General features: G+C 68.1%; 28 protein-coding genes. 13 read left to right on the top strand and 15 right to left on the bottom strand.

Annotated features, from left to right (window positions below):
* Positions 1-9: 9 nt before the first annotated feature.
* The 4 genes from AC1RNC_RS19215 to AC1RNC_RS19200 form a co-directional block, all read right to left on the bottom strand.
* Positions 10-318 carry an SCP2 sterol-binding domain-containing protein gene (locus tag AC1RNC_RS19215; protein ID WP_492887899.1) on the bottom strand — a complete coding sequence of 103 codons (309 nt, stop codon included), beginning with the start codon at positions 316-318 and terminating at the stop codon, positions 10-12.
* Between the two features lie 90 nt (positions 319-408).
* On the bottom strand, positions 409-1,059 hold the full coding sequence (locus AC1RNC_RS19210) for a DUF2987 domain-containing protein (RefSeq protein WP_492887898.1): 651 nt from the start codon (positions 1,057-1,059) through the stop codon (positions 409-411).
* Positions 1,056-1,952, bottom strand: a complete 897-nt coding sequence (locus AC1RNC_RS19205) for a class I SAM-dependent methyltransferase (RefSeq protein ID WP_492887897.1) — start codon at positions 1,950-1,952, stop codon at positions 1,056-1,058. The genes AC1RNC_RS19210 and AC1RNC_RS19205 overlap by 4 nt, the downstream gene beginning before the upstream one ends.
* Positions 1,953-2,010: 58 nt before the next feature.
* Complete coding sequence (locus AC1RNC_RS19200) at positions 2,011-2,853, bottom strand: class I SAM-dependent methyltransferase (protein ID WP_492887896.1); 843 nt, start codon at positions 2,851-2,853, stop codon at positions 2,011-2,013.
* A gap of 236 nt (positions 2,854-3,089) precedes the next feature.
* Here AC1RNC_RS19200 and AC1RNC_RS19195 point away from each other — a divergent pair, with 236 nt between their 5' ends.
* Positions 3,090-3,551, top strand: coding sequence for an Hsp20 family protein (locus AC1RNC_RS19195; RefSeq protein WP_492839977.1), 462 nt, complete (start codon positions 3,090-3,092; stop codon positions 3,549-3,551).
* Positions 3,552-3,624: 73 nt separating this feature from the next.
* Here the strand turns inward: AC1RNC_RS19195 and AC1RNC_RS19190 are convergent, their stop codons facing one another.
* From AC1RNC_RS19190 to gpmA, 3 genes are all read right to left on the bottom strand, one after another.
* Entirely contained in the window at positions 3,625-4,887 is a 1,263-nt protein-coding gene (locus AC1RNC_RS19190) for a pentapeptide repeat-containing protein (protein ID WP_492887895.1), read from the bottom strand.
* Between the two features lie 100 nt (positions 4,888-4,987).
* Positions 4,988-6,247: a pentapeptide repeat-containing protein gene (locus AC1RNC_RS19185; RefSeq protein WP_492887894.1), complete on the bottom strand. Its 1,260-nt coding sequence runs from the start codon at positions 6,245-6,247 to the stop codon at positions 4,988-4,990.
* Positions 6,248-6,340: 93 nt separating this feature from the next.
* Positions 6,341-7,054, bottom strand: a complete 714-nt coding sequence (gpmA, locus tag AC1RNC_RS19180; RefSeq protein ID WP_492839974.1) for a 2,3-diphosphoglycerate-dependent phosphoglycerate mutase — start codon at positions 7,052-7,054, stop codon at positions 6,341-6,343.
* Between the two features lie 163 nt (positions 7,055-7,217).
* On the opposite strand from gpmA, the gene AC1RNC_RS19175 reads away from it, so the two are divergent.
* The 3 genes from AC1RNC_RS19175 to AC1RNC_RS19165 all read left to right on the top strand — a co-directional run bounded on the left by AC1RNC_RS19175 (position 7,218) and on the right by AC1RNC_RS19165 (position 10,005).
* Entirely contained in the window at positions 7,218-7,457 is a 240-nt protein-coding gene (locus tag AC1RNC_RS19175) for a hypothetical protein (protein ID WP_492887958.1), read from the top strand.
* The gene (locus tag AC1RNC_RS19170; protein WP_492887893.1) at positions 7,454-8,410 is read left to right on the top strand and encodes a KpsF/GutQ family sugar-phosphate isomerase; all 957 of its coding nucleotides are present in this window, start codon (positions 7,454-7,456) and stop codon (positions 8,408-8,410) included. The genes AC1RNC_RS19175 and AC1RNC_RS19170 overlap by 4 nt, the downstream gene beginning before the upstream one ends.
* Before the next feature lie 98 nt (positions 8,411-8,508).
* Positions 8,509-10,005, top strand: coding sequence for a phosphomannomutase/phosphoglucomutase (locus tag AC1RNC_RS19165; RefSeq protein WP_492887892.1), 1,497 nt, complete (start codon positions 8,509-8,511; stop codon positions 10,003-10,005).
* A gap of 213 nt (positions 10,006-10,218) precedes the next feature.
* Here AC1RNC_RS19165 and AC1RNC_RS19160 read toward each other — a convergent pair whose 3' ends face one another.
* Positions 10,219-10,377 (bottom strand): hypothetical protein, encoded by a 159-nt coding sequence (locus tag AC1RNC_RS19160; protein WP_492887891.1) that lies wholly within the window; start codon positions 10,375-10,377, stop codon positions 10,219-10,221.
* Between the two features lie 150 nt (positions 10,378-10,527).
* Here AC1RNC_RS19160 and AC1RNC_RS19155 point away from each other — a divergent pair, with 150 nt between their 5' ends.
* Genes AC1RNC_RS19155 through AC1RNC_RS19145 form a run of 3 tightly spaced genes read left to right on the top strand, consistent with a single transcriptional unit; the run spans position 10,528 to position 12,931 of the window.
* Positions 10,528-10,965 (top strand): acetyltransferase, encoded by a 438-nt coding sequence (locus tag AC1RNC_RS19155; RefSeq protein WP_492887890.1) that lies wholly within the window; start codon positions 10,528-10,530, stop codon positions 10,963-10,965.
* Positions 10,966-11,024: 59 nt separating this feature from the next.
* Positions 11,025-12,302 (top strand): metal-dependent hydrolase family protein, encoded by a 1,278-nt coding sequence (locus AC1RNC_RS19150; protein WP_492887889.1) that lies wholly within the window; start codon positions 11,025-11,027, stop codon positions 12,300-12,302.
* Positions 12,302-12,931, top strand: a complete 630-nt coding sequence (locus tag AC1RNC_RS19145) for a hypothetical protein (protein ID WP_492887888.1) — start codon at positions 12,302-12,304, stop codon at positions 12,929-12,931. Before AC1RNC_RS19150 ends, AC1RNC_RS19145 begins: the two co-directional genes overlap by 1 nt.
* Positions 12,932-13,041: 110 nt before the next feature.
* Here the strand turns inward: AC1RNC_RS19145 and AC1RNC_RS19140 are convergent, their stop codons facing one another.
* Positions 13,042-13,419 carry a response regulator gene (locus tag AC1RNC_RS19140; RefSeq protein ID WP_492839966.1) on the bottom strand — a complete coding sequence of 126 codons (378 nt, stop codon included), beginning with the start codon at positions 13,417-13,419 and terminating at the stop codon, positions 13,042-13,044.
* Between the two features lie 148 nt (positions 13,420-13,567).
* Between AC1RNC_RS19140 and AC1RNC_RS19135 the strand changes: the two genes are divergently transcribed.
* Together AC1RNC_RS19135 and AC1RNC_RS19130 are read left to right on the top strand one after the other, a co-directional pair.
* Complete coding sequence (locus AC1RNC_RS19135; protein ID WP_492887887.1) at positions 13,568-14,485, top strand: 5'-methylthioadenosine/S-adenosylhomocysteine nucleosidase; 918 nt, start codon at positions 13,568-13,570, stop codon at positions 14,483-14,485.
* Positions 14,486-14,541: 56 nt separating this feature from the next.
* Positions 14,542-14,775, top strand: coding sequence for a CsbD family protein (locus AC1RNC_RS19130; protein ID WP_492887886.1), 234 nt, complete (start codon positions 14,542-14,544; stop codon positions 14,773-14,775).
* A gap of 99 nt (positions 14,776-14,874) precedes the next feature.
* Here AC1RNC_RS19130 and upp read toward each other — a convergent pair whose 3' ends face one another.
* The 3 genes from upp to AC1RNC_RS19115 are packed head-to-tail and all read right to left on the bottom strand — an operon-like array spanning position 14,875 to position 18,172.
* Complete coding sequence (upp, locus tag AC1RNC_RS19125) at positions 14,875-15,504, bottom strand: uracil phosphoribosyltransferase (RefSeq protein ID WP_492887885.1); 630 nt, start codon at positions 15,502-15,504, stop codon at positions 14,875-14,877.
* Between the two features lie 32 nt (positions 15,505-15,536).
* Complete coding sequence (locus AC1RNC_RS19120) at positions 15,537-17,705, bottom strand: xanthine dehydrogenase family protein molybdopterin-binding subunit (RefSeq protein ID WP_492887884.1); 2,169 nt, start codon at positions 17,703-17,705, stop codon at positions 15,537-15,539.
* A gap of 2 nt (positions 17,706-17,707) precedes the next feature.
* Positions 17,708-18,172, bottom strand: coding sequence for a (2Fe-2S)-binding protein (locus tag AC1RNC_RS19115; RefSeq protein ID WP_492887883.1), 465 nt, complete (start codon positions 18,170-18,172; stop codon positions 17,708-17,710).
* Positions 18,173-18,478: 306 nt separating this feature from the next.
* Here AC1RNC_RS19115 and AC1RNC_RS19110 point away from each other — a divergent pair, with 306 nt between their 5' ends.
* From AC1RNC_RS19110 to AC1RNC_RS19095, 4 genes are all read left to right on the top strand, one after another.
* The gene (locus AC1RNC_RS19110; RefSeq protein WP_492887882.1) at positions 18,479-19,045 is read left to right on the top strand and encodes an NUDIX hydrolase; all 567 of its coding nucleotides are present in this window, start codon (positions 18,479-18,481) and stop codon (positions 19,043-19,045) included.
* 80 nt (positions 19,046-19,125) lie between these two features.
* Positions 19,126-19,851, top strand: a complete 726-nt coding sequence (locus tag AC1RNC_RS19105; protein WP_492887881.1) for an endonuclease III domain-containing protein — start codon at positions 19,126-19,128, stop codon at positions 19,849-19,851.
* A gap of 31 nt (positions 19,852-19,882) precedes the next feature.
* The gene (locus tag AC1RNC_RS19100; RefSeq protein WP_492887880.1) at positions 19,883-20,605 is read left to right on the top strand and encodes a DUF72 domain-containing protein; all 723 of its coding nucleotides are present in this window, start codon (positions 19,883-19,885) and stop codon (positions 20,603-20,605) included.
* Between the two features lie 89 nt (positions 20,606-20,694).
* On the top strand, positions 20,695-21,108 hold the full coding sequence (locus tag AC1RNC_RS19095; protein ID WP_492887879.1) for a hypothetical protein: 414 nt from the start codon (positions 20,695-20,697) through the stop codon (positions 21,106-21,108).
* Here AC1RNC_RS19095 and AC1RNC_RS19090 read toward each other — a convergent pair.
* The 3 genes from AC1RNC_RS19090 to AC1RNC_RS19080 form a co-directional block, all read right to left on the bottom strand.
* Positions 21,105-22,073, bottom strand: a complete 969-nt coding sequence (locus tag AC1RNC_RS19090) for a M15 family metallopeptidase (protein WP_492887878.1) — start codon at positions 22,071-22,073, stop codon at positions 21,105-21,107. The two genes, AC1RNC_RS19095 and AC1RNC_RS19090, sit on opposite strands and share 4 nt — an antisense overlap.
* A 17-nt stretch (positions 22,074-22,090) precedes the next feature.
* Positions 22,091-23,587 (bottom strand): CoA-acylating methylmalonate-semialdehyde dehydrogenase, encoded by a 1,497-nt coding sequence (locus tag AC1RNC_RS19085; protein ID WP_492887877.1) that lies wholly within the window; start codon positions 23,585-23,587, stop codon positions 22,091-22,093.
* Between the two features lie 65 nt (positions 23,588-23,652).
* A complete protein-coding gene (locus AC1RNC_RS19080) occupies positions 23,653-24,177 on the bottom strand; it encodes a flavin reductase family protein (RefSeq protein ID WP_492887876.1) in 525 nt (174 codons plus the stop codon).
* Positions 24,178-24,183: the final 6 nt, after the last annotated feature.

The raw sequence follows: 24,183 nt of genomic DNA, 5'->3' as shown, positions 1-24,183 counted from the left end.
CATCTCAAGTTAGCGCATCTTGGCGAACAGCGCGCCCATCTTGGGCTGCAGCGCCATGGCCGTGCCCATGTCCGACAGCTTCAGCTTGCCGGTCATGACCGCCATGGTCGGGTCCAGCGAGCCGGCGCCCATGGCCAGCAGATCGTCCAGGCTGAGCGTCATGGTCAGGTCGGCGGGCTTGTCTTCGTTGGTCACCGAGCCGCCATCGATATGGATGACGCCGGCGTCCTTCAGATCAAACTTGAGGCTCTTGCCGAGACCGCTGTCGTCGCCCACGGCGCCCTTGATGCGATCGGTGATTTCCTGAAGCGTGGCCATGAGCGCGATCTCCCTCTGCGCGAAAAAGTGTGGCGAATAGCTAGACCGGGCCGTCCTGTTAAGTAAACACCGTTCAGACGACCCAGGGTCTTATTTCTTCCCGTCGTAGAACCCGACCTTAGTTGGCGTTTTTGTCAACTTTACCCGTACGGCGCCCTGATGATCGGCGGGACGGAAATAGGGCGTCCCTTCTGCCCGCGGCAGCGACGCGATGTGTCCATCGGCGAAGATCGCCACGCCGCCGTCGGCTTTGGGAAAGGCGACGCCGGTCATCTTCGGAGCCATGAACGCCATCGGACCGGCGGCCTTGCCGATCACGGTGTTGGCCTCGTTGACCGTCGCGACCAGCTCGCGGGCGTCATACTCGGCGGCCGGCTTCAGTTGAGCGCCAAAGTTCATCATCGAGCCCATCTTGGCGTCGGATGGCACGTCGAGAACCAGGGTCGGGTCGCCGTCGAGCTGAGACAAGGTCGGCAGGCTGTCGAAATAACCGTCGGCGTTGACCGGCAGCGGCGTGCGCGCGCCGTTCTTCTCCACCATGACGACCTTCAGGTTCGACGCGGGCTTGCCGTCGCGCTTGAGGGCGTAGGACAGCTTGACCCGCGCTCGTTCGGCGGCCGGAACCTTGAGATAGCGGTCCAGGAACGGCAGCACCTTGGAGGCCGGCGCGGTCTTCTCGGCCAAGGCGGGCGTGGAGGCGGCCAGGGCGGCGATCAGGATCAGCGAAGCGGCGCGTTTCATTTGGGCTTCACGAACTTGAGGGTCATGCGGTCGCTTTCGCCGATGGCGTCATATTTGGAATGGTCGAAGCCAGACTCGGCCGGCTCCCCACGGGGTGCGGAAAGGCGCGTCGGCGGCAGGGTCCAGACGCCGAACGGGTGGTCCTTTGTGTCCCTGGCGTTGGCGTTGATCTCGCTGGTCCCGGCCAGGACAAAACCGGCCTCCCTGGCCATCTGGATCACGTAGTCCTGCTGCACATAGCCGTCGGCGGCCAGCACATCCTGCACCCGGCCGGGCTCGCCGCGGTGCTCCTCGACGCCCAGGATACCGCCCGGCTTCAGGGCCGCCAGGGCGTCCTTGAAGGCCTTCTCGGCGATGCCGCCGGCCATCCAGTTGTGCAGGTTGCGCAGGAACAGCACCAGGTCGACCGTCTCCGCCGGGGCCACCGGACCGCTGGTCGGGCCGAAGGCGGTGAAGGTCACCTCGCCGTAGATCTTCTTCTTTTCCGACAGCTTGCGACGGTAGGCCTCGACGATCTCCGCCGCGGCCGGCTCCGACGGATCGTCGGTCTGCAGTTCGGCTTCGTAGAGCTTGCCGTGGGTCTCGGCCAGGAAAGGCGCCAGGATGTCGGTGTACCAGCCCGCGCCGGGCCAGAACTCGACCACCGTCTGGCCGGGCTTCAGCCCCCAGAACTTCAGGGTCTCGACCGGATGGCGCCAGGCGTCGCGGGCGCGGTCGGCGGGCAGGCGCCAGTCGCCGGCCACGACCGCCTCGATGGTCGCCGGCCCGGCCTTCTGGGCCGCCTTGGCCTCGGTCTTGGCCGGGTCGTTCTTCTTGCCGCAGGCCGAGAGTCCCAGCGCGCCAACGCTCGCCAGGACTCCTCGCCGCGACCAATACCGAGCTGGAAGCATCATTCCCCCGTAATGCAGCCAGCCTGCCAGCCGACCTTGACCAAAGTCAGGCGGGCCAAACCTAGGCGGGCTTGCGGAAGCGCAGGGTCATGCGGTCGCTCTCGCCGATCGCGTCGTACTTCGTGCGATCGAAATTCGGATTGGCGGGCTGGCCGCCCGGCGCGGTGCGCTTGGTCGGCGGCAGGGTCCAGACGCCGAAGGGGTGGTCCTTGGTGTCCTTGGGGTTGGCGTTGATCTCGGACTTGGCGTCCAGCTTGAAGCCGGCCTTCTCGGCCAGGGCGATCACGGTGGCGGTGTTCAGATAGCCGTCGGCGCCGGCGTCCTTTTCCGAGCGCGGATCGGCGCGGTGATCCTCGACGGCCAGCACGCCGCCGGGCTTCAGCACGGCGAAGAAGTCGGCGAACACCTTGTCGGCCATGCCCGGCGCCTGGGTCCAGTTGTGGACGTTGCGGGCGGTCAGCACGAGATCGGCCGAACCGGGCGCGCCCAGCGGGCCCGACTGGGCGCCGAAATTGACGAATTGCGGCTTGCCGTACTTGGCCGCGTCGGCGAAGCGGGCCTCGAAGTCGGCGCGCCCCTTCTTGGCCCCTTCCGAAATCTTGGGGTTCGACAGATCGGCGACGCCGGCGACGTAGGTCCCGCCGGTCGCCTTGGCGTAGGGCGCGAGGATCTCGGTCCAGTAGCCGCCGCCGGGCGAGATCTCGATCACGGTCTGCTTGGGCTTCAGGCCCCAGAAGGTCAGGCTCTCGACGGGGTGACGCGCGCCGTCGCGGGCGACATCGCCGGCGGGACGGGTCGGCGAGGCGACGGCGGCCTTCAGGGCCTGGTCGGTCGAGGCGAAGGCGGCGGGCGCGGCCAGGGAGATGGCGGCGGCGAGCAACAGCATGTGGCGGCGAAGCGGCATGGGGGGGCGTGTCCTTCGGCATAACGGAGGCCGCGACCTTAGCCGGGGCGGCCGGTGCGTCAAACGATTCACGTTCTGCGAGCTTGCGCCCCCTTGAACCCGGGAATCCGCTCACCAACTATTTTCACGAAGGCGCTGGACACCCGGGCCTTCCGGACCACCTGGCGATGCCGATTTCGGGTCGCCGACGGGACGAAACATTCGAAGACCTTGCTTGAAGAGAAGGATCTGACCCTATGCGTACGATCGACCTTTCGCCCCTGTACCGCTCGCTCGTCGGCTTCGACCGCCTCGCCGACCAGCTGGACGCCGCCGCCCGCACCGAAGCGGCCTCGGGCTATCCCCCCTACAACATCGAACGCACCGGCGAGAACGACTACCGCATCGAGATCGCGGTGGCCGGTTTCAAGCCGGACGAACTGACCGTCGAGGTGAAGGAAAACCTGCTGACCGTCACCGGCCGCAAGGCCGCCAATGACGGCGACGCCAAGCAGTACCTGCACCGCGGGCTCGCCGAGCGCAACTTCGAGCGCAAGTTCCAGCTGACCGACTACCTGATCGTCGAAGACGCCGATCTGTCGAACGGCCTGCTGTCGATCGCGCTGAAGCGTGAACTGCCGGAGGCCCTGAAGCCCCGTACGGTGGAGATCAAGTCGAAAGCCGCTTCGACCCTGATCGAAGGCGAAAAGGCCGCCTAACGGCGCCTCTCCCTAGTCTCCCCTCAATCCCCTCTGAACTTGGGCGGCGCAGCGATGCGCCGCCTTTTTCCGTTCAGGGCAGCGAGAAATCCAGGCCCTGGACCTGGCTCAGATCCATGTCGCGGAAGCTGGCCTTGGCGATCCGCGCGCCGGTGAAGTCCGAACCGCGCAGGTCGGCGCCGTCGAAGATGGCTTCGCTGAGATCGGCGGCCTGGACCATGGCGTAGCGTATGCGCGCGCCCTGCAGGTTCGACTGGGTCTGGCGCGCCGGCCCCAGCGGCAGCGGCGACAGGAAGGCCTGGCGCAGGTCCGCCTTGGTCAGGTTGGCGCCGGTCAACCGGGCGCCGCGCAGATCCGCCTTGGTCAGGTTGGCCATGCGCAGGTCGGCGTTCTGCAGGTTCGCGCCCTGCAGCTGAGCGCCCGAGAGATCCAGGCCGACCATGCAGGCGCCCTTGGCGCTCATCGCCGTCAGGCGCAGACCCTTCAGCTTGTCGCCCAGCGGACGCAGGTCCTCGCCGTCCAGGCGGGCGGCCGCGCCCTCCTTGCCGCCGGTCTGGCACCAGCGCTGGTTGCCCAGGCAGCGATTGTAAAGTTCCTGAGCCTTGCCGATCGCCTCGCGGGTCACCGTGACCACCGCGCCGGTCATGCTGGCGCCGCTGGTGCGGGCCGTGGAGGTGTCCACCCCGGCCATCACCGCGCCCGACAGGTTCGCGCCTTCGAGATTGCAGCCCTTGACGTCGGCCCCGTCGAGGATGGCCCCGACCAGATTGGCTTCCTTGAGGTTCGCGCCCGCCAGCTTGGCGCCCCTCAGCGAGCAGTCGCTGAAGTCGGCCTTGAACGCGGAGACGCCCTCGAACTGCGAGCCGTCCAGGGTGGCGCCCGAGAAGTTGACCTCGTCCACCTCCCCCTGGCGGGTTTCGTGGCGCATGGTTTCGAGGCCCTTGCGGGGATGCGGGATGGCGATCTGACCTTCGCGGAAGTCGGCCTGGGTCAGGTCGGCCTGGGCGAGGTTGGCGCCGCGCAGGCAGGCGCCGCGCAGATCCGCGCGGACCAGCGAAGCCTGTCGCATGTCGCTCTTGCGCAGGTCGCAGCCAAACAGGCTGGCGCGGTCCAGCTTGGTGCGGACCATGCGGCAATTTTCGAGGACGGAAGCGGTCAGGTCCGCGTCAGTCAGATTCCGGAACGACAGATCTAGGCCCGACAGCTGCATGAAGCGTAGGGAGGCGCGTTTGCCGCCCTGCTTGCCGGTAACGAATTTCTCGTGCGCCGTTACGATCATGTCGAGCTCGGCTTGGCTCAGGCGACGACGCCCGACCACGCTTTGCGCGGCGTTCATAACGTTGGTTCCCCGTTAGGTGCTTTTCTGAGTTACGCGCACTCTAGCGACGAGGGACGAGCGAAGCGTTAAGCATGCGTCCTTTTGTCGCGTTATTTTCTCAGATCACGTCGTCCAAGCCGCGCGCCGCCAGGCGGATCGCGCCGGTCAGGTCGACGTCCTTGAGCTGAGCTCCGGTGAAGTTGGCGCGCGACACGTCCGCCCCGGCCATCCGGGCCTGGCGAAGGTCGGCGCGCGCCAGATCGGCGTTGGCCAGGATGGCGCCGGTCAGGTCCACTGGCAGCACGCGGTCGGCGGCGATCAGCAGCGGCCCCAGCTGGGCGTCGCGCAGGTCCGAGCCGGTCAGCTTGGCGCCCTTCAGCCGCGCGCCGCGCAGATCGGCCCGACGCAGGTTGCAGGCGCGCAGGTCGGCGCCGTCCAGCTGCGCGCCCTGCATCTGCACGCCTTCCATGTCGAGGCCGTAGAACACCGCGGCCTTGGCCGAGAGGGCCGTCAGGTTGAAGCCCCGCACCGAACGCAGATTGCGCAGGTCGGCCTTGTCGAACACCGACGGCTTGCCCTCGGCGCCGCCCGTGTCGATCCATCGCGCGTGGTCGGCGATCATCTGCTCGTACGGCAGGTCCGAGACGCTGGTGCCCGACGGCTTGTCGGTCAGGGCCCCTTCCAGATTGGTGTCGTTGATGTTCCACGACATGGTCTTGGCGCCGACCAGGATCGTGTTGCGCAGGTCGGCCCCGGCCAGATTGGCGCCCGACAGGTCGGCCCCGGCCAGGTTCGCCCCGTTGAAATTGGCCTGCTTGAGGTTGGCGCGGACCAGCTTGGCGTCCTTGAGGATCGCGTCGCTGAAGTCGGCCTTGGTGGCGACGATGCCCGACAGGCGCGACCGCTCGAGATTCGCGCCCGACAGGTTGGCGCCCTTGGCGTAGGCCTCGCGCTGGACCGGCTCGATGACGCGATAGCCTTCCTTGCGGTCGGCGGCGGCGATGGAGCCTTCGCGCAGGTCGGACTCGAACATGTCGGCGCCGGTCAGGTTGGCGCCGCGCAGGCTGGAGCCGCGCAGGTCGGCGCGACGCATCGAAGCGTCCGTCAGGTCCGCTCCCTGCAGATCCGCGCCGTAGAGATTGGCGTTGTCCAGCTTGGTCTTGCGCAGGTCGCAGCCGACCATCATCGCGCCGGTGAAGTCGGCGTCGCACAGATTGCGGCCGGTCATCGACAGACCCGACAGATCGCAGAAGGCGAACACGGCGCGCGCGCCGCCCAGGCGGGCCGACCACAGGCGATCGTGCTTGGCGCAGATGACGTCGACATCATGCTGCGTCAGGCGCTTGTATTCCTGTGTCGTGCTGGCGGCGGCGCTCATGTCTGGCATGGAATCCCGGATAGGGGATCACCATGCGCAGAGCAAAATTAACGTCGTGTTTCCAAGGGTTTCTGGTGAAGCTTAGCCAGAATTTTACCCAACTTGGGGCAGAGCTTCCGCCCGGCTTTCGTCCAGGTAGCGAGCGCTGGTCGGCTTGAGCTGGTCGTCGAGCTCGATGACCAGCGGATTGCCCGTCGGGATCTCGACGCCGACGATCTTGTCGTTCGGCACGTTGAACAGATGCTTGACGATGGCGCGCAGCGAATTGCCGTGGGCCGCGATCAGGACCGTCTCGCCGGCCTTCAGGTGCGGGGCGATATCGCTTTCCCAGTAGGGCAGAACGCGCACCAGGGTCGTGGCCAGGCTCTCGGTCGACGGCAGATCGGCGCCCTTGTAGCGGCGGTCCTTGCTGAAGTCGTACTCGCCGCCCGCGGCCAGCTCCGGCGGCGGGATATCGTACGAGCGACGCCAGACGGTGACCTGCTCGACACCGTGCTTCTCGGCCGTCTCGGCCTTGTTCAGGCCCGTCAGGCCGCCGTAGTGACGCTCGTTCAGACGCCAGTCCTTGGTCACCGGCACGAAGCTCTGCTTGGCGGCGTCCAGGGCCAGATTGCCAGTGCGAATGGCCCGGGTCTGAACCGAGGTGAAGGCGTGGTCGATCTGGATGCCGGCGGCCTTGATCAGTTCGCCGCCCTTCTTGGCCTGGGCCTCGCCCTCGGCGGTCAGGTCGACGTCGACCCAGCCCGTGAAGCGGTTTTCCAGGTTCCACTGGCTCTGGCCATGGCGGAGCAGGACGAGGGTCGGCATCGGGCGGCTTCCTTCGCGGATCGGGGAGGTATGGGCGCGGGCTAAGGCTCCGCGGCCGCAGCGTCAAGCGCGGAGCAAGGCGCGATACGTCCGCCTCCCTCCTCTTCCCCCTCCCCCGCGCCGCGGCGCATGCTATAGGCGGGCCATGCCTGATCGCATTTTCATGCCGCTGATGGGACTGGTCGCCGCCGCGCTGATCGCCCTGTCCCTCGTCTGGCCGCAAGGCCAGGGCGCCCGTTCCTGGGGTCCGTTCGGCCACACGCCCGTGCAGCAGACGCCGGAGATGAAGGCCCGGATCCAAAAGGAGAAGGACGCCGCGATCCGCCGCGACCAGGCCGCCAAGAAGGCTGTCGAGGCCGTGGGCCAGATGCCGACCCAGGCCCCGCCGCAGGCCCCGCAATGAGCGCTTTCGACGCCGTCGCGGTCGGCCGTCGCGTGCTGAGCAGGGAGGCCGACGCGCTCAACACCCTGGCCGAGTCGCTGGGCGAGACCTTCGTCCGCGCGGTCGAGGCCGTGTTCGACGCCAAGGGCCGGGTCGTCTGCACCGGCATGGGCAAGTCTGGCCACGTGGCGCGCAAGATCGCCGCCACCCTGGCCTCGACCGGCACCTCGGCCATGTTCGTTCATCCGGCCGAGGCCAGCCACGGCGACCTCGGCATGATCGGTCCCGACGACGTGATCCTGGCCCTGTCGAAGTCGGGCGCGGGGCGCGAGCTCTCCGACACCCTGGCCTACGCCAAGCGCTTCTCGATCCCGCTGGTGGCCATGACCGCCGTGGCCGACAGCCCGCTGGGCGAGGCGGCGGACATCCTGCTGCTGCTGCCCGACGCGCCGGAAGCCACGGCCGAGGTCAATGCGCCGACCACGTCGACGACCCTGCAGATCGCCCTGGGCGACGCCCTGGCCGTGGCCTTGCTGGAGCGGCGCGGCTTCACGGCCAGCGACTTCCGCGTCTTCCACCCGGGCGGCAAGCTGGGCGCCATGTTGCGCACCGTCGCCGACCTGATGCATGGGCAGGACGAGCTCCCCTTGGTGAGCGCCGACGCGGCCATGCCCGACGCCCTGCTGGTGATGAGCGAGAAGCGCTTCGGCGCGGTCGGCGTCGTCGACGGCGGGGGCCTGCTGACCGGCCTGATCACCGACGGCGACCTGCGCCGGCACATGGACGGCCTTCTTCAGCACACGGCCGGCCAGGTCATGACCCAGCATCCGCTGACCATCGCGCCTGGCGCCCTGGCCGCCGAGGCGCTGAAGGTCATGAACGAGCGCCGCATCACCGTGCTGTTCGTGGTCGACGCCGGACGCCCGGTCGGCGTGCTGCATGTTCACGACCTACTCCGGGCCGGCGTGATCTAGGTCACATTCGACTTTATCGAACTTTGTCATGTGAACGCGCTAGTCGCCCGGTCTTTGGGCGGCTAAAGCCACGTCACCTAAACTGAAGCGAGCTTTCGATGTTCTCCGCGCCGCGCTCCGACCTCGTCCCGAATACCGCCGCCTACGAGAACGAGCCGTTGGTCAAGGCGACCGGCTTTCGCGAGTACGACGCGCGCTGGCTGTTCGGGCCCGAGATCAACCTTCTGGGCGTTCAGGCGCTGGGCCTGGGTCTCGGCACCTACATCCACGAACTAGGCCAGTCGAAGATCGTGGTCGGCCACGACTTCCGCTCCTATTCGACCTCGATCAAGAACGCCCTGATGCTGGGCCTGATCAGCGCCGGCTGCGAGGTCCACGACATCGGTCTGGCCCTCTCGCCCACCGCCTATTTCGCCCAGTTCGACCTCGACATCCCCTGCGTGGCCATGGTCACGGCCAGCCATAACGAGAACGGCTGGACCGGCGTGAAGATGGGCGCCCAGCGTCCGCTGACCTTCGGCCCCGACGAGATGAGCCGCCTGAAGGCGATCGTGCTGGGCGCCGAATTTGTCGAGCGCGACGGCGGCAAGCTGATCCGCGTGCAGGGCGAGGCCCAGCGTTATATCGACGACGTCGCCAAGCGCGCCAGCATCACCCGCCCCCTCAAGGTGATCGCCGCCTGCGGCAACGGCACGGCCGGCGCCTTCGTGGTCGAGGCCCTGCAGAAGATGGGCGTGGCCGAGGTCGTGCCGATGGACACCGATCTCGACTTCAATTTCCCCAAGTACAATCCCAACCCCGAAGACGCCGAGATGCTGCACGCGATGGCCCACGCCGTCCGTGAGGAGAAGGCGGACCTGGCCTTTGGCTTCGACGGCGACGGCGACCGCTGCGGCGTCGTGGACGACGAGGGCGAGGAAATCTTCGCCGACAAGATCGGCCTGATGCTGGCCCGCGACCTGGCCCCGCTACATCCGGGCGCGACCTTCGTGGTCGACGTCAAGTCGACGGGCCTCTACGCCACCGACCCGATCCTGGCCGCCCACGGCTGCAAGGTCATCTACTGGAAGACCGGTCACAGCTACATCAAGCGCAAAAGCGCCGAACTGGGGGCTCTGGCCGGCTTCGAGAAGAGCGGCCACTTCTTCATGAACGGCGAGCTGGGCTACGGCTACGACTGCGGCCTGACGGCGGCGGCGGCCATCCTGGCCATGCTGGACCGCAATCCGGGCATGAAGCTGTCGGACATGCGCAAGGCCCTGCCGGTGGCCTTCACCTCGCTGACCATGAGCCCGCACTGCGGCGACGAGGTGAAGTACGGCGTGGTCGACGACGTGGTGAAGGAATACGAGAACCTGTTCGCCGCCGGCGGTTCGATCCTGGGCCGCAAGATCACCGAGGTGATCACGGTCAACGGCGTGCGCGTCCACCTGGAAGACGGCTCATGGGTGCTGGTCCGCGCCTCGTCGAACAAGCCGGAGATCGTGGTCGTGGTCGAGAGCACCCGGTCCGAGGACGACATGCGCGCCCTCTTCCGCGAGGAAGTGAAGCCCCGCCTGGGCGACCGGGTCGGCAAGTACAATCAGGAAATCTGACCGGTTCTAACGGCTTAACGAGAAAGGGCCGGCGCATCAGCGCCGGCCCTTTGTCATTGAACGTTCAACCGCCGGAGATCAGACGTCCTTATCAGGACGTCTTGGTGCCCCGTTGCGCGACGGTATCCACGCGCTTCAGGGGCGGCGGGCCGCCCGTCGAGCGGGGATCGTTCAGTCCGCGCAGGGGCGAGGGCAGCGTGCCTGAATAGGTTTTCATCGCGGCGTCGCCTTGGACGGGCGGTTGGTCGCGCGCGAGCGGCTCGGCGCCACGGTGAAGAAACGGAAAATAGGAAGCATCATCGCCGCGGCGATGACGCAGGCGGCCGAAAGCTGAAAGAGCCAGTCCATTTGGAGAATCTCAAGCGTCGCCAAGCCCGAGCGTTGACCGCGATGCGGTTCGCTCCCGACGGCGACTGATCCTCATATGGGGAGCCATGGCCACGTTTATCAGGGGCGCCGCGAAATATGTCGGAACCGGCCGATCGGCTGGCGCGGAAAGCGGCGGCGGGTTAGGTCACCGCCATGATCAAGCTCCGCCCCTCGCGTCCGGAAGACGGCGCTCGCGTCGTCGAGATCTGGGCCGCCGCCGTCGACGCCACCCATGACTTTCTGACGCCGGAGGACCGGGCCGCGATCGGTCGCGACGTCGAGCGCTTCCTGCCGACCGCGCCGCTGATGCTGGCCGTCGACGACCGCGATCGACCGCTGGGCTTCATGCTGATCGTCGACGGCCACATGGAGGCCCTGTTCATCGATCCCCAGCATCGCGGGGCCGGCGTCGGCGCCATGTTGATCGACTACGCCCTGGCGGTTCACCCGGTCCTGACCACCGACGTCAACGAACAGAACGGCCAGGCCGTCGGCTTCTACGAGCACATGGGCTTCGAACGCATCGGCTGGTCGGCCACCGACGGCCAGGGCCGCCCCTACCCGCTGATCCATCTGCGCCTTGGCGTCTGATCGCTTTGGTGGTTGGGCGATTTCGGCTTAGCTGCGTGGCGTCAAACACGAGTCGTCCCATGCGCCGTCTGCTCTCCGTCCTTGCCCTGATCCTGGCGCCCGACCTCGCGGTCGCCGCCCAGTCCGTGCTGCTCAAGCCCGCCCGGGTCTGGACGGCCGAGAACGCCGGCCCGCCGCGCGAGGGCTGGGCCGTGCTGGTCAAGGACGGCAAGATCGCCGCCGTCGGCCCCGCCGCCCAGATCGACGCCGCGGGCGCGGAGATCGTCGACCTGCCCGACACAACCGTGATCCCGGGCCTGATGGACCTGCACAGCCACCTCTTCCTGCACCCCTATAACGAGACCCTGTGGGACGATCAGGTGCTGAAGGAGACGCCGACCTACCGCGCGCTGCGGGCGGCGGTGCAGGCCAAGGCGACGCTGGAGGCCGGCTTCACCACCCTGCGCGATCTCGGGACCGAGGGCGTCGGCGCGGCGGACGTTCCGCTGCGCAAGGCGATCAATGACGGCCTGATCCCGGGTCCGCGCCTGTTCGTGGCGACCAAGGCGATCGTGGCCACCGGCTCGTACGGTCCGGCCCGCAAGAACTACAATCCCGAAGCCGAGCTGCCCCAGGGCGCCCAGGAAGCCAGCGGCGTGCCCGAGGTGATCAAGGCCGTGCGCGAGCAGGCCGGCGCCGGGGCGGACTGGATCAAGGTCTACGCCGACTACCGCGTCGGTCCAGACGGCTCGACCCAGCCGACCTTCTCGATCGAGGAGTTGAAGGCCCTGGTCGACGCGGCCCATTCCAGCGGCCGGCCGGTCTCGGCCCACGCCTCCAGCGACGAAGGCATGCGCCGGGCGATCGTGGCGGGCGTCGACACCATCGAGCACGGCTATGGCGGCAGCGACGCCACCTTCAAGCTGATGGCCGAGAAGGGCGTGGTGTTCTTCCCGACCCTGACGGCGGTGGAGAGCACCTCGACCTATTTCGGCGGCTACGTCGCCGGCAAGACCCCGCCGACCGCCGCCATGGTCAACGCCGAGCGCGCCTTCAAGCTGGCGGTGAAGAACGGCGTCACCATCGGCATGGGCAGCGACGTCGGCGTCTTCAGGCACGGCGACAACGCCCGCGAACTCGTCTGGCTGGTCAAGGAGGGCATGAGCCCCGCGCAGGCCCTGTTGGCCGCCACCGCCGTCGACGCCAAGGTGCTGGGCCGGGCCAATGACCTCGGCCAGCTGAAGCCCGGCTACCTCGCCGACATCGTGGCGGTGAAGGGCGATCCGACCCGGACGATCGAGGCCACCCAGGACGTCGTCCTCGTCATGAAGGGCGGCCAGGTCGTGCGGCGGCCGTGATGCGCCTGGTCCCCGCCCTGCTGTTGCTGACCCTGGCCGGCCCGGCGCTCGCTGAAGCCGACCCAGGCACGCTGCAGCAGCACGACACCTTCCGCGACGCCGCCACCGCGCCGCTGGAGGACCTGAACCTCAAGCGGAAGTCGATTCCGCCGGTCCTGGCCCGCGCGGTCACCGATCCCTACGACCTCACGGGCCTGACCCGCTGCGAGCCGATCGCCGCCGAAATCGGCCGGCTGGACGCGGCCCTGGGCCCCGACCTCGACGAAGCCCCGCCGCCCGACGACCGCTCGCGCGGCAAGAAGGTCGCCGACGCGGCCTATGGCGCCGGGGTGGCCGGGGTCCGCGACACGACCCACGACCTGCTGCCGTTCCGTGGCTGGATCCGTCGCCTGACCGGCGCGGCCAAGCACGATCGGGCCATCGCCAAGGCCATCCAGTCCGGCGGCGTACGACGCGGCTATCTGAAGGGCGTTGGCATGAGGATGAATTGCGCCCCGCCGGCCGCGCCCAGCTGGTTCACGCCGGTCGAGAGCAAGCCGCCGCCTCCAGCCAGGCCCGTCAGCGTGTTCGAGAACTTCCTGGCGTGGTGCGGCGAGGTCGTGGCCTGGCTGAAGAGCCTGATCGGCTGACCTTAGAGCGTGGCAGCCGAAAGTGTGAGCGGTTTCGGCGCCCGCCACGCTCCAAATGCTTGAGATAGAGCCTGTCTGTTTCTGATGATTCCATCAGAAACAGACAGGCTCTAGGCGGACTCCAGCATCGCCAGGACTTCGGCGACCAGCTTGGGACCATCGAACGGCTTCATCACATAGCCCTTGGCGCCCAGCTGCATGGCCTGGACGATGCGGTCCAGGCGGCCATCGCCGGTCAGCATCAGCACCGGGATGTCGGCGGCTTCCGACTCCTTCAGCGCCTTCAGGGCGTCTAGCCCGCTCTGACCGGGGATACGCACGTCCAGCAGGATGGCGTCGGGCCGGCGCGCGGGGATCGCCGCCATCAGCCGGTCGGCGGCCGGAAAGCCCACCACCTCAAGCCCGTCGCGGGCCAGATAGGCCTCGACCAGCTCGAGCGTCGCCGCGTCGTCGTCGGCGACATAGATCAGAGGAACACGTCTGGACATCGAGCCAACGGCCTACGCGGTTTCGGATATCTGTTAAAGACTTCCCGTTTCGCGATCACAATTCAAATGAAGGCCGCTGGAAAGGCTTCCACCCTTGGGGCCGAGCGGCTGGACCGCTAAGCAGAGGCAGTTTCGCCTCGGAGTCGCCATGCGTCCGTCCTTTCCTTCCTTGGCCGCCCTCGTCCTGGCCTGCCTGTTCCTCGTTGGCGCGCCGGCCATGGCGCAAAGATTGGACGAGACCCCGCGCGTGGCGGTGATCTCGGCCTTCCCGCCCGAAATCGGCGCGCTGAACGCCGCGACCAGTGAGCAGAAGACCTTCGACGTCCACGGCGTCCGGTTCACGACGGGTCGGCTCGAGGGCAAGCCGGTCGTGGTGTTCCTCAGCGGCGTGTCGATGGTCAACGCGGCCATGACCACCCAGATGGCGCTGGACCGCTTCAACATCACCCGCATCGTATTCTCCGGCATCGCCGGCGGCGTCGACGAGGGGCTGGACATCGGTGACGTGGTGGTCGCCGACCAGTGGGCCCAGAACCTGGAAAGCGCCTTCGCCCGCGAGACGGATAAGGGTTTCGAGGTCTCGCCCGCCATCCGCAACAGTCCGCTGGCCAACTACGGGATGATCTATCCCCGCGCGATCATCCTGCCGGGGACCGACCTGTCGGCGCCGGCCCGCGTCTGGTTCCCGGCCGATCCGGCCCTGCTAGCCACCGCCCGCGAGGTCGCCGCCGAGGTCGCTTTGCAACGCTGCGCCGTCGACAAGTGCCTGGTCCATCCGCCCAAGGTGGTGGTGGGCGGCAACGGCGTCTCGGCCCCGGTGTTCCTCGACAACGCCGGCTACCGCAAATACCTGCGCGCGACCTTCGAGGCTCGCGTCGTGGACATGGAGAGCGCCGCCGTCGCCCACGTGGCCTTGGTCAACGCGACCCCGTTCATCGCCTTCCGCAGCCTGTCGGACCTGGCCGGCGGCGGCGCGGGCGCCAACGAGATGCACACCTTCATGGCCCTGGCCTCGGACAATTCCGCGGCCGTGGTGAAGGCCTTCGTCAAGGCGCTGCCGAACTAGGCCCGGATCGCCAGGGCTCCGTTCGCGTTCCTTGCGGACAACACGGAGCTTTACCCATGACCTTGCAACGTCCCCTCGCCTTCGCCCTGGCCTCGATGATCGCGCTGACGACCTTGAGCGCCTGCGACAAAGAAGCCGGCCGCAAGCAGGAGACGATCGGCAAGGTCGAGTCCGGCGTCGGCAAGGTCGTCGGCGACAAGGACCTGAAGAACGAAGGCAAGAAGGACAAGGTCGCCGGCAACCTGAGGCAGGGCGAACTGAAGGACGCCGTCAAGGACGCCAAGAAGTAGCGACGAGTGGCCCGCCCTCGCCCTACGACGGGCTCAGGGTGAGGGCTACTCCGCGCCAAAGCTCACCCTGAGCTTGTCGAAGGGCGAGGTTTCGGCTCATCAACGCGTCCCGAACGTCCGGTCGCCGGCGTCGCCCAGGCCCGGCACGATGTAGCCGTGCTCGTTCAACGTCGCGTCGACCGCAGCCGTCCAGATCGGCACGTCGGGATGCGCGGCCCGCAGCGCCTCGACGCCCGGCTGGGCGGCCAGCAGGCAGACGAAGCGCAGATTGGTGACGCCGGCGGCCTTCAGCCGCGAGATCGCCGCGATGGCCGAATGGCCCGTGGCCAGCATTGGATCGACGACGATGACCAGGCGGCCGGCGATATCCTCCGGCGCCTTGAAATAGTACTCGACCGCCTCGAGCGTCTCGTGATCGCGATAAAGGCCGATGTGGGCCACGCGCGCCGAGGGCACGAGGTCCAGCATCCCCTCGCACATGCCCAGGCCCGCCCGCAGGATCGGCGCGAAGACCAGCTTCTTGCCGGCGATCTCATAGGCCGTGGTCGGGGCGACGGGGGTCTCGATCTGGACCGCGTCCATCGGCAGGTCGCGGGTGATCTCGTAGCAGATCAGAGTCGCGACCTCGCGCATCAGGGCCCGGAAGGTCTTCGTCGAGGTCCGCTTGTCCCGCATCTTGGTCAGCTTGTGCTGGACGAGCGGATGGCTGACGACGGTGACCTGGGACATGAAGGCGCTCGCTTGAAGAGTATCTCCCGGTCCTAGGCCAGTTGGTCGCCGATCGGCAAGCTGCGGATGCGCTTGCCGGTGGCGGCGAAGATGGCGTTGCACAGCGCCGCCGGGGTCGGCGGATAGGCCGGCTCGCCGAGGCCCGTCGGATTGTTGTCCGACAGCTTGAAGTGCACCTCGACGTCAGGCGCGTCGGACATGCGCAGCAGCGGGAAGGTGTTGAAATTGCCCTGCTTGGCCGTGCCGTTCTCGAAGGTGATCTCCTGGCGCAGGGTCGAGCCGATGGCGTCGAGGATCGAGCCCTGCATCTGCTGCTCGGCCCCGTTCGGATTGATGATCTGCCGGCCGACGTCGGCGGCCGCCCAGACCTTGTCGATCTTCAGCCCCCCGTCCTTGACCGTCACCTGCATGACCACCGCCACATAGCCCAGGTGGCTATAGTGGCACGACACGCCCAGGCCGGAGCCCTTGGGCAGCTTGCGGCCCCAGCCGGACTTCTCGGCCACGAGGTCCAGCACCCCGCGCATCCGGCCGGTGTGGAAGCTGTCGCCCTTGCCCGGCTCGCCCAGCAGGCGCGGCTCGCCCAGCAGTTCGCGGCGGAACGCGACCGGATCCTTGCCTGCGGCGACGGCCAGTTCGTCGGTGAAGCTCTGCAGCACGAAGCCGAAGGCGTTGTTGCCCGGCGCCCGCAGCGGCCCGGTCGGCACGCCCAGCGGCATGACCGAGACGTCGACGCGGTAGTTGTCCACCGCCCGGCACGGGAACTGGGTGGCGTTGAAGCCGCAGCTGGGCGCGAACTTGTCGCCCTCGCCGAAGCTGACGAAGTGGTCCTTCCAGGCCGTGACCTTGCCCGAGGCGTCGAGGCCGGCGGTGAGGTTGTGCCAGGCGCCCGGACGATAGAAGTCGTGGCGGATATCGTCCTCGCGCGTCCAGATCAGCTTGACCGGCGCGCCGGCCTTGGCGGCGATCGCCGCGGCCTCGACCATGTAGTCGTTGTTCAGCCGCCGGCCGAAACCGCCGCCGCCGCGCACTAGGTGGATGGTGATCGCCTCTTCCGGCACGCTGAGAGCGGCCGCGACCAGCTTTCGGCCCGGCTCGGGGTTCTGAGTCGGAGCCCAGATCTCGACCTTGCCGTCCTTGACGCTGGCCGTGCAGTTCTGCGGCTCCAGCGGCGCGTGGGCGATGAAGGGATAGCTGTAGGTCGCCGCCACGACCTTGGCCGCGCTCTTCAGCGCCGCGTCGACGTCGCCGTCCGAGCGGTCCGTGCGCTGCGGCGGGGCCTTGGCCAGCTCGGCGGCCTTGGCGGCGAAGCCGGCGCTGGACTGGCCGGCGGTGGGGTGCTCGGCCCACTGGATCTCCAGGGCGTTGCGGCCCCTGCGCGCCGCCCACCAGCTGTCGGCCACCACCGCCACGCCGGGCAGCAGCCCGTTGAGGTTGGTCCCGCCCTCGATGATGAAGGCGTCGCGCACGCCCTTCACAGCCTTGGCCGGCGCCAGATCGACGCTGGCCACCTTGGCTCCATAGACCGGCGCCTTGACGAAGGTGGCGAACAGCATGCCCGGCACGACCACGTCGATCCCGTACAGCGGCTGGCCCGTGGTGATGGCGTCGAGGTTCTGGCTCTTGTGGCTCTGGCCGATGATCCGGAAAGCCTTGGGATCCTTCAGGACCAGGGTCTTGGGATCGGGCGGCGTGAGGGCGGCGGCGGCTTCCGCCAGTTCGCCATAGGACGCGCGGTTCTTGCCCGACACGACGAAGCCCGGCTCGGTCTTGCAGCTATCGACCGGAACGTTCCAGCGCGCCGCGGCGGCCTGGATCAGCAGCGCCCGCACGGTCGCGCCGACTCGGCGCAGGCCGTCATATTCCAGGGTCGTGGCCATGCTGCCGCCGGCCACCTGGCGGCCGTAGACCTTGGCGTCGGCCAGGGCCTGCTCGACCGTCACGGCCGACCACTCCACGTCCAGTTCCTCGGCGATCAGCATCGGCAGGGCCGTCTTGATGCCCTGCCCGACCTCCGGGACCTTCGAGGCGATGGTGACCTTGCCGTCCGGTGCGATGCGGACATAGGCGTTGATCCGCTTGGCCTCGGCCGCATGCCCATCGGCGGCCATGGTGAAGCTGAGCAACAGGCCGCCGCCGGCGGCCGCGCCGCTCTTCAGGACGAAGCGGCGTGTCGGATCGCGCGGGAGTTCGCCATCCATGATCAGACCTCCACCTGGCCGGACGCGGCCTTGATCGCCTTCTTGACCCGCGGATAGGTCGCGCAGCGGCAGAGGTTGCCGTTCATCGCGGCCTCGATCTCGGCGTCGGTCGGCTTGGGCTTGGCGGTCAGCAGGGCCGTGGCCGACATGATCTGTCCGGCCTGGCAGTAGCCGCACTGCGGAACGTCGATCGCTTTCCAGGCCTCCTGGACCTTGGCCCCGACCGGGGTCTTGCCGACGCCCTCGACGGTTGTGACGGCGCGCGCCCCGACCCGGCTGACCGGCGTGACGCAGGCGCGGACCGGCGCGCCATTCAGGTGCACCGTACAGGCGCCGCACAGCGCCGCGCCGCAGCCGAACTTGGCTCCAACCAGACCCAGCGTGTCGCGCAGCACCCACAGCAGTGGGGTGTCGCCATCGACATCGGCTGTCCGGGTTTCTCCATTGACGGTCAGCGTGAAGGCCATGACGCGGCTCCGATCCCCAGTGAACGAGCGCGATCCTGCCTCAGCGAGGCTTGGCGCGCGACCCCTGTTCGGCGAAACCGCGAACGAATTTGACACCCGCGCCCGCGCGTGGTCTTCACCTCGCCCCCGGGGAGTCGATCCGTTCACAGACGATATTCATCGACGCGACTCCGCACGCGGAGCGCGCGCGAGTTGTCGCACCAACGTTCAACGCGACGACTCGGGCGATCGGGGCCACTATTCTACGTGGCTGAAATTCGCGGAACGGGCGGACCACGCGGTTCGCGGGCTTGGGATTGGGGTGACGTGGCAAGGGCGAGTGGCAATACGGGATCAGGCAAGCCGGGCGGCGGCGGCAAGCGCCGCCAGGTCGCGGCCTTGCCCTGGCGGGGCGAGGGCGAGGCCCTGCGCGTCTTGCTGGTCTCGTCGCGCGAGACCCGACGCTGGGTGATCCCCAAGGGCTGGCCGATGAGGGACAAGCCCGACCACGCGGCCGCCGCCCAGGAAGCCTATGAGGAGGCCGGCCTGGTGGGCGTGATCGCCGACCAGCCGATCGGCGAGTACGAGTACCTCAAGAAGCTGAAAAGCGGCGCGGCGCGGTTGGTCAAGGTCGACGTCTATCCGCTGGAGGTCACCGGCGAACTCCAAGCCTGGCCGGAGAAGGGCCAGCGCACGCTGGACTGGATGACTCCGGTCGAGGCCGCCCTCGCCGTCCAGGAGCCCGCGCTACGCGACCTGATCGCCAACTTCGCCGGCGTCGCCCTGCCCGAGGAGGAGCGCCCGGCGCTCGACCCGGCGCCGACGCCCGCGCGCGTCGCCTTCCAGCGCCTGCGCCGCCGCGTGACGGCGCTGTGGGGCCGCTACAGCCGCTGATCCAACCCAAGCAAACGCCTGTGGACAACGCCGTTCGGCGCGCATAATGTTCCCATTATGTTCTTGCGTAGCGAGGTCCCATGCAGCTGTCCCTAGGCCTGGCCCGGTCGCCGCTGGAAAGCGTGCGCGACGCCCTGCTCTGTGAGTTCGGCCCGCAGCGACCTGTCGCGCGCATGGACCCGATCTCCCAGTTGGTGAAGTCGTCGATCAGCGGCCGCACCCTGGACGCCGTCTCGTGGGCGGCGTTCCTGCGCCTGCGGTCCGAGTTCAAGTGCTGGGAGGACCTGGCCCAGGCGCCGGTCGCGGCCGTGGCTCGGATCATCGACGATGTCGCCTTCCCCGCCGACAAGGCCCGCCACCTGACCACCGCCCTGAAGATGATCGAGGCCAAGGTCGGCTGGCTGTCGCTGAACCACCTGAAGACCCTGGAGGTCGATCAGGCCCGCTGGGAGCTGCAGGCCCTGCCCGGCGTGGGCGTAAAGGTCGCCGCCTGCGTGCTGAACTTCAGCGACTTGGCCATGCGCAGCTTGGTGGTCGACACCCACGTCCACCGCGTCGCCAAGCGCATCGGTCTGGTCGGCGCGGGCGACACGACTCAGGCCTATCACACGCTGATGGCCCTGGCGCCGGACACGTGGACCGCCGACGACCTGTTCGAACTGCACTGGCTGCTGAAGCGCGGCCTGGGCCAGATGCTGTGTCCGCACGAGGGCCCCAAGTGCGGAGCGTGCCCGATCAAGTCGATGTGCGCCAAGGCCGGCGTCGGCCACAGCGCCGACGTCCTGCCGTGGCGTCCGAGGGACTGAACCGGAGCGGCGCTTCGCGCGCTGATCCGGCATGACCATCCGCATCGGCACGGCCGGCTGGAGCTTCCCGCGCGACCTCGACTTCCCGGCCGAGGGAACGGGGCTGGAGCGCTACGCGGCGCGGTTCGATTGCGTGGAGATCAACAGCGCGTTCTACCGGCCCCATCAGCGCAAGACCTACGAACGCTGGGCCGCCACGACGCCCGCGGCCTTTCGGTTCGCGGTGAAGGTCCCGCGGGCCATCACCCACGAGCGGCGGCTGGTCGGCGTGGACGATCTGCTGGCGCGGTTCCTCGACGAGACCGACGGCCTGGGCGGCAAGCGCGGGCCGCTCCTGGTGCAGTTGCCGCCGAGTCTGCGGTTCGAGCCGGGCTTGGTCGCGGCGTTCTTGAGGACCTGGCGTGGATCCACCGATGCGCCGACCGTGTTGGAGGCGCGCCATCCGAGCTGGTTCCCGGCCGAGCCGGAACGGATGCTGGCGGATTTCCAAGTCGCCCGCGTCGCGGCCGATCCAGCCGTGGTTCCCGAGGCGGCCGAGCCTGGCGGCTGGCGCGACCTGATCTATCGCCGCTGGCATGGCTCGCCGGTGATCTACGAGAGCGCCTATCCGCCCGAGGCGCAGGACGCCCTCGCCGCCCGCCTCATTGATGAAACAGAGACGGCGGAAACCTGGTGCGTCTTCGACAACACCAAGTTTGGCGCGGCGACGCGGGACGCCTTGGCGATCAAACGCATCTTGTCAGCCCGGCCATAGCGCGGCGGAGAGCGGCTCCGCACCCGCCGCTTGCCCTTGGGTTCCCGATAGCGCTACGCGCTTCCGGGCTGACACGTTGAGGAATCTCGATGCCCGCTTTCGACCCCGCCCTGATGGCCGCGCCCGAAGCGCTCGCCCGTTTTCTCGAAACCGGCGACGAAGCTCTGCTCGACGGCGTTTTCTCCACGGGCGACGTCACCATCCTGGAAAACTTCCCGCCGCACATCTTCCACGGCCAGGCGGGTCTGTCCCTCTGGCGCGCCACGATGGCCAAGCACGTGGGCGCCATCGGCGAACTGCGTCACACGTTCGAGCAGCCGCAGGATTTCGGGGTCACGGGCGACATCGTCCACTTCACCCTGCCCACGCGCTGGAGCGGCGTGCGCGACGGCGCGCCGTTCAAGGAGCTGGGCGGCTGGACCTTCGTCCAGGTCCGCGAGGACGACCGCTGGCGGATCCGCTCGTACGGCTGGGCCGTCGTCGAATTCACCTGGGAGGCCTAAGCGCCCGCCAGCTCCGTGAACGTCTTCGTGCCGATCGGGTAGCGGCCATAGTCTTTGAAGTCGAAGTGCCACCACTCCTCGGGATAGACGGTGAAGCCCTCGGCCCCCATCGCCTGACGCAGGATCGCGCGCCGGGCCCGCTGCGCCGTCGTGCCGCCCACGAAGTCGGCGTAAGAGCGGGTCGAGAACTCGTCGTAGAGGCCGGGCATCTCGACCGCCTGGCCGGTCTTGAGGTCGTAGAGGGTCAGGTCCACCGCGCAGCCGCGGTTGTGACGCGAGCCCTGCGCCGGGTCGGCGACGAACACATGGTCCTCCGGCGGCGTCGCCTCCCAGAACATCCAGGTCACGTACCAGGGACGGTAGGCGTCGTGGATCAGCAGGCCATAGCCCTGGGCCGCCAGCGCCTTGTGGATCCGCCCCAGCGCCTGCGCGGCCGGTCGCTGCAGATAGGCCGCCGGCGTCTCGTAGAGCGGGATGCCCATGAAGTTGTCCGATCCGGCATAGCGGATGTCGAGCTTGATACCAGGATCGATGGTGGTCACGTCGACGAGATCGGACGGCAAGTGCTCGCCCTGCTCGACCGGCGGCGTGGCGGCCAGGGCGCGCCGGCGCAGGGCGACCGGATCGGCGCGCACGGCCCTGTGGATCCGCTCGCGCGTCTCGGCCCCGAAGTCGTGGAAGGCCAGGGCCTTGCCGTTCAGGCGCGCCGCGCCCTTTTCCAGCACCAACTCGCCGCCGCCAGCAATGGCGTAGCGACCACCGCCCAAAGGCGTCAGCCGCGCGGACTTGAAGCCCTCGCCGTCGATATGCAGCGCCCCGTCCTTCTCGAAGACGGTGAAGGGCGTGGCCTTGTCGCCGTATTGGCCGATGGCGGCCCACTCGGCCTTCGTCTGGCCGAACGCGGTCGGGACCAGGAGCCCGGCGGCGGCGATGGACAGGAAGGATCGTCGAACCAGCATGCTCATCACCGCTCCCTGAAGGCCTATTTCATCGTCGGGATGACGAAGCTGGAGTCGCCCACCTCGCCTTCCGGCCAGCGGGCGGTCACCGTCTTGACCTTGGTGTAGAACTTCACGCCCTCGACGCCGTGCTGGTTGGTGTCGCCGAACGCCGAACGCTTCCAGCCGCCGAAGGTGTGGTAGGCGACCGGCACCGGGATCGGCACATTGATGCCGACCATGCCGACATTGACGCTGGCGGCGAACTCGCGGGCGGCGCGGCCGTTGCGCGTGAAGATGGCGACGCCGTTGCCGTACTGATGCTCGGACGGCAGGGCCACGGCCTCCTCGAAGCTCTCGGCGCGGACCATCTGCAGCACCGGGCCGAAGATCTCCTCCTGGTAGGTCTTCATGCCCTTCCTGACGCCGTCGAACAGCGACGGACCGATGAAGAAGCCCTTCTCGAAGCCCTGCAGCTGGAAGTCGCGACCATCAACGACCAGTTCCGCGCCTTCCTCGACGCCGATACGGATGTAGTCGGCGATCTTGTCGCGATGCGCGGCGCTGACCACCGGGCCGTAGTGAGCGTCGGGGTCGGTGGAAACGCCGACCTTCAGGGTCGCGATCTCGGCGACCATCCGCTCGCGCAGCTCGTCGGCGGTCTTTTTCCCGACCGGCACCACGACCGGCAGGGCCATGCAGCGCTCGCCGGCCGAACCGAAGGCCGCTCCCGAGAGATCCTTTACCACCTGGTCCATGTCCGCGTCGGGCAGGACGATGCCGTGGTTCTTGGCTCCGCCCATGGCCTGGACGCGTTTCCCGTGCGCCGTTCCGGTCTGGTAGACGTAGTGGGCGATGTCGGAGCTGCCGACGAAGCTGACGGCGCGGATCAGCGGGTGGGTCAGGATGGCGTCGACGGCGCTCTTGTCGCCGTGGATGACGTTCAGCACGCCGGCGGGCGCGCCGGCTTCCATCATCAGCTCGGCCAGCTTCACCGGCACCGTCGGATCCTTCTCCGACGGCTTGAGGATGAAGGTGTTGCCCACCGCGATGCTGATGCCGAACATCCACATCGGGATCATGGCCGGGAAGTTGAACGGGGTGATGCCCGCGCAGACGCCCAGCGGCTGGCGCATCGAATAGACGTCGATGCCGGGACCCGCGCCCTCGGTGTATTCGCCCTTCAGGATGTGGGGAATGCCGCAGGCGAACTCGATGACTTCCAGGCCGCGCTGGATGTCGCCCTTGGAGTCGGCGATGACCTTGCCGTGCTCGGACGACAGGATTTCCGCGAGCGCGTTCATGTCGCGCTCGATCAGGCGCTTGAACTCGAACATCACCCGGGCGCGGCGCTGCGGGTTGGTCGCCGCCCAGCCGATCTGGGCCTTGGCGGCGACCTGGACGGCGGCGTCGAGTTCGGTGTCGGTCGCGAACTGGACGCGCGCCTGGACCTCGCCGGTGTTGGGATTGAAGACGTCGCCGAAGCGGCCGGAGGCTCCGGTCAGGGTCTGACCGTTCACGAAATGGGCGATGTCTCGCATGATGCGCTCCCTAACGCTGTTTTGCGCGTCAATAGCATCCAAGGTTCCCGCCGTATCGCGCGAAGTCATTCCGCGTCCACATGGACGCGGCGGAACCGGCCCTGCAGATAGACCAACGGCTCGTGGTCGGGGTCGTAGCGCAGCTTGACCACCCGCCCGACATAGACCCGGTGGTCGCCGGCGTCGAAGACGTGGTGGGTCTCGCACTCGAAATTGGCCATGCAGCCGGGTAGGATCGGCACGCCGGTCCGCCAGGTCTCGGTCTCGACGCCGGCGAAACGGTCGGTGTCCTTCTGGACGAACTGGCGGGCCAGGGCCTGGTGCTCGGCGTGCAGGACGTTGACCGCCCAGCGGCCGGCCGCGTCCAGGGAGGACAGGCTGGACGACTTCAGGTCGACGCAGACCAGGACCAGCGGCGGGTCCAGCGACACCGAGGTGAAGGAATTGGCCGTCAGCCCGACCTTGCGACCGTCCTCGCGGACGGTGGTGATCACCGTCACCCCGGTCGTGAAGCATCCGAACGCATTGCGCAGGGCCCGGGCGTCGTGCTCGGCGCCCTCCCCCAGTTCGATCGTAACCGCTTTACTCATTGCCTA

The sequence above is a fragment of the Caulobacter sp. GW822-FHT01G02 genome (genome assembly GCF_058802865.1).
The sequence above is the reverse complement of the archived record's forward strand: the minus strand, read 5'-3'. Positions and strand labels throughout refer to the sequence as shown.

Coding starts and splice junctions, on each gene's coding strand:
- AC1RNC_RS19195 (WP_492839977.1), top strand. CDS start 3,090: ATGCGTACGATCGACCTTTCGCCCCTGTACCGCTCGCTCGTCGGCTTC.
- AC1RNC_RS19100 (WP_492887880.1), top strand. CDS start 19,883: ATGACCATCCGCATCGGCACGGCCGGCTGGAGCTTCCCGCGCGACCTC.
- AC1RNC_RS19150 (WP_492887889.1), top strand. CDS start 11,025: ATGCGCCGTCTGCTCTCCGTCCTTGCCCTGATCCTGGCGCCCGACCTC.
- AC1RNC_RS19130 (WP_492887886.1), top strand. CDS start 14,542: ATGACCTTGCAACGTCCCCTCGCCTTCGCCCTGGCCTCGATGATCGCG.
- AC1RNC_RS19155 (WP_492887890.1), top strand. CDS start 10,528: ATGATCAAGCTCCGCCCCTCGCGTCCGGAAGACGGCGCTCGCGTCGTC.
- gpmA (WP_492839974.1), bottom strand. CDS start 7,054: ATGCCGACCCTCGTCCTGCTCCGCCATGGCCAGAGCCAGTGGAACCTG.
- AC1RNC_RS19215 (WP_492887899.1), bottom strand. CDS start 318: ATGGCCACGCTTCAGGAAATCACCGATCGCATCAAGGGCGCCGTGGGC.
- AC1RNC_RS19175 (WP_492887958.1), top strand. CDS start 7,218: ATGCCGCTGATGGGACTGGTCGCCGCCGCGCTGATCGCCCTGTCCCTC.
- AC1RNC_RS19120 (WP_492887884.1), bottom strand. CDS start 17,705: ATGGATGGCGAACTCCCGCGCGATCCGACACGCCGCTTCGTCCTGAAG.
- AC1RNC_RS19140 (WP_492839966.1), bottom strand. CDS start 13,419: ATGTCCAGACGTGTTCCTCTGATCTATGTCGCCGACGACGACGCGGCG.
- AC1RNC_RS19080 (WP_492887876.1), bottom strand. CDS start 24,177: ATGAGTAAAGCGGTTACGATCGAACTGGGGGAGGGCGCCGAGCACGAC.
- AC1RNC_RS19145 (WP_492887888.1), top strand. CDS start 12,302: ATGCGCCTGGTCCCCGCCCTGCTGTTGCTGACCCTGGCCGGCCCGGCG.
- AC1RNC_RS19105 (WP_492887881.1), top strand. CDS start 19,126: ATGCAGCTGTCCCTAGGCCTGGCCCGGTCGCCGCTGGAAAGCGTGCGC.
- AC1RNC_RS19185 (WP_492887894.1), bottom strand. CDS start 6,247: ATGAGCGCCGCCGCCAGCACGACACAGGAATACAAGCGCCTGACGCAG.
- AC1RNC_RS19085 (WP_492887877.1), bottom strand. CDS start 23,587: ATGCGAGACATCGCCCATTTCGTGAACGGTCAGACCCTGACCGGAGCC.
- AC1RNC_RS19165 (WP_492887892.1), top strand. CDS start 8,509: ATGTTCTCCGCGCCGCGCTCCGACCTCGTCCCGAATACCGCCGCCTAC.
- AC1RNC_RS19115 (WP_492887883.1), bottom strand. CDS start 18,172: ATGGCCTTCACGCTGACCGTCAATGGAGAAACCCGGACAGCCGATGTC.
- AC1RNC_RS19190 (WP_492887895.1), bottom strand. CDS start 4,887: ATGAACGCCGCGCAAAGCGTGGTCGGGCGTCGTCGCCTGAGCCAAGCC.
- AC1RNC_RS19095 (WP_492887879.1), top strand. CDS start 20,695: ATGCCCGCTTTCGACCCCGCCCTGATGGCCGCGCCCGAAGCGCTCGCC.
- AC1RNC_RS19200 (WP_492887896.1), bottom strand. CDS start 2,853: ATGCCGCTTCGCCGCCACATGCTGTTGCTCGCCGCCGCCATCTCCCTG.
- AC1RNC_RS19205 (WP_492887897.1), bottom strand. CDS start 1,952: ATGATGCTTCCAGCTCGGTATTGGTCGCGGCGAGGAGTCCTGGCGAGC.
- AC1RNC_RS19135 (WP_492887887.1), top strand. CDS start 13,568: ATGCGTCCGTCCTTTCCTTCCTTGGCCGCCCTCGTCCTGGCCTGCCTG.
- AC1RNC_RS19090 (WP_492887878.1), bottom strand. CDS start 22,073: ATGAGCATGCTGGTTCGACGATCCTTCCTGTCCATCGCCGCCGCCGGG.
- AC1RNC_RS19170 (WP_492887893.1), top strand. CDS start 7,454: ATGAGCGCTTTCGACGCCGTCGCGGTCGGCCGTCGCGTGCTGAGCAGG.
- upp (WP_492887885.1), bottom strand. CDS start 15,504: ATGTCCCAGGTCACCGTCGTCAGCCATCCGCTCGTCCAGCACAAGCTG.
- AC1RNC_RS19210 (WP_492887898.1), bottom strand. CDS start 1,059: ATGAAACGCGCCGCTTCGCTGATCCTGATCGCCGCCCTGGCCGCCTCC.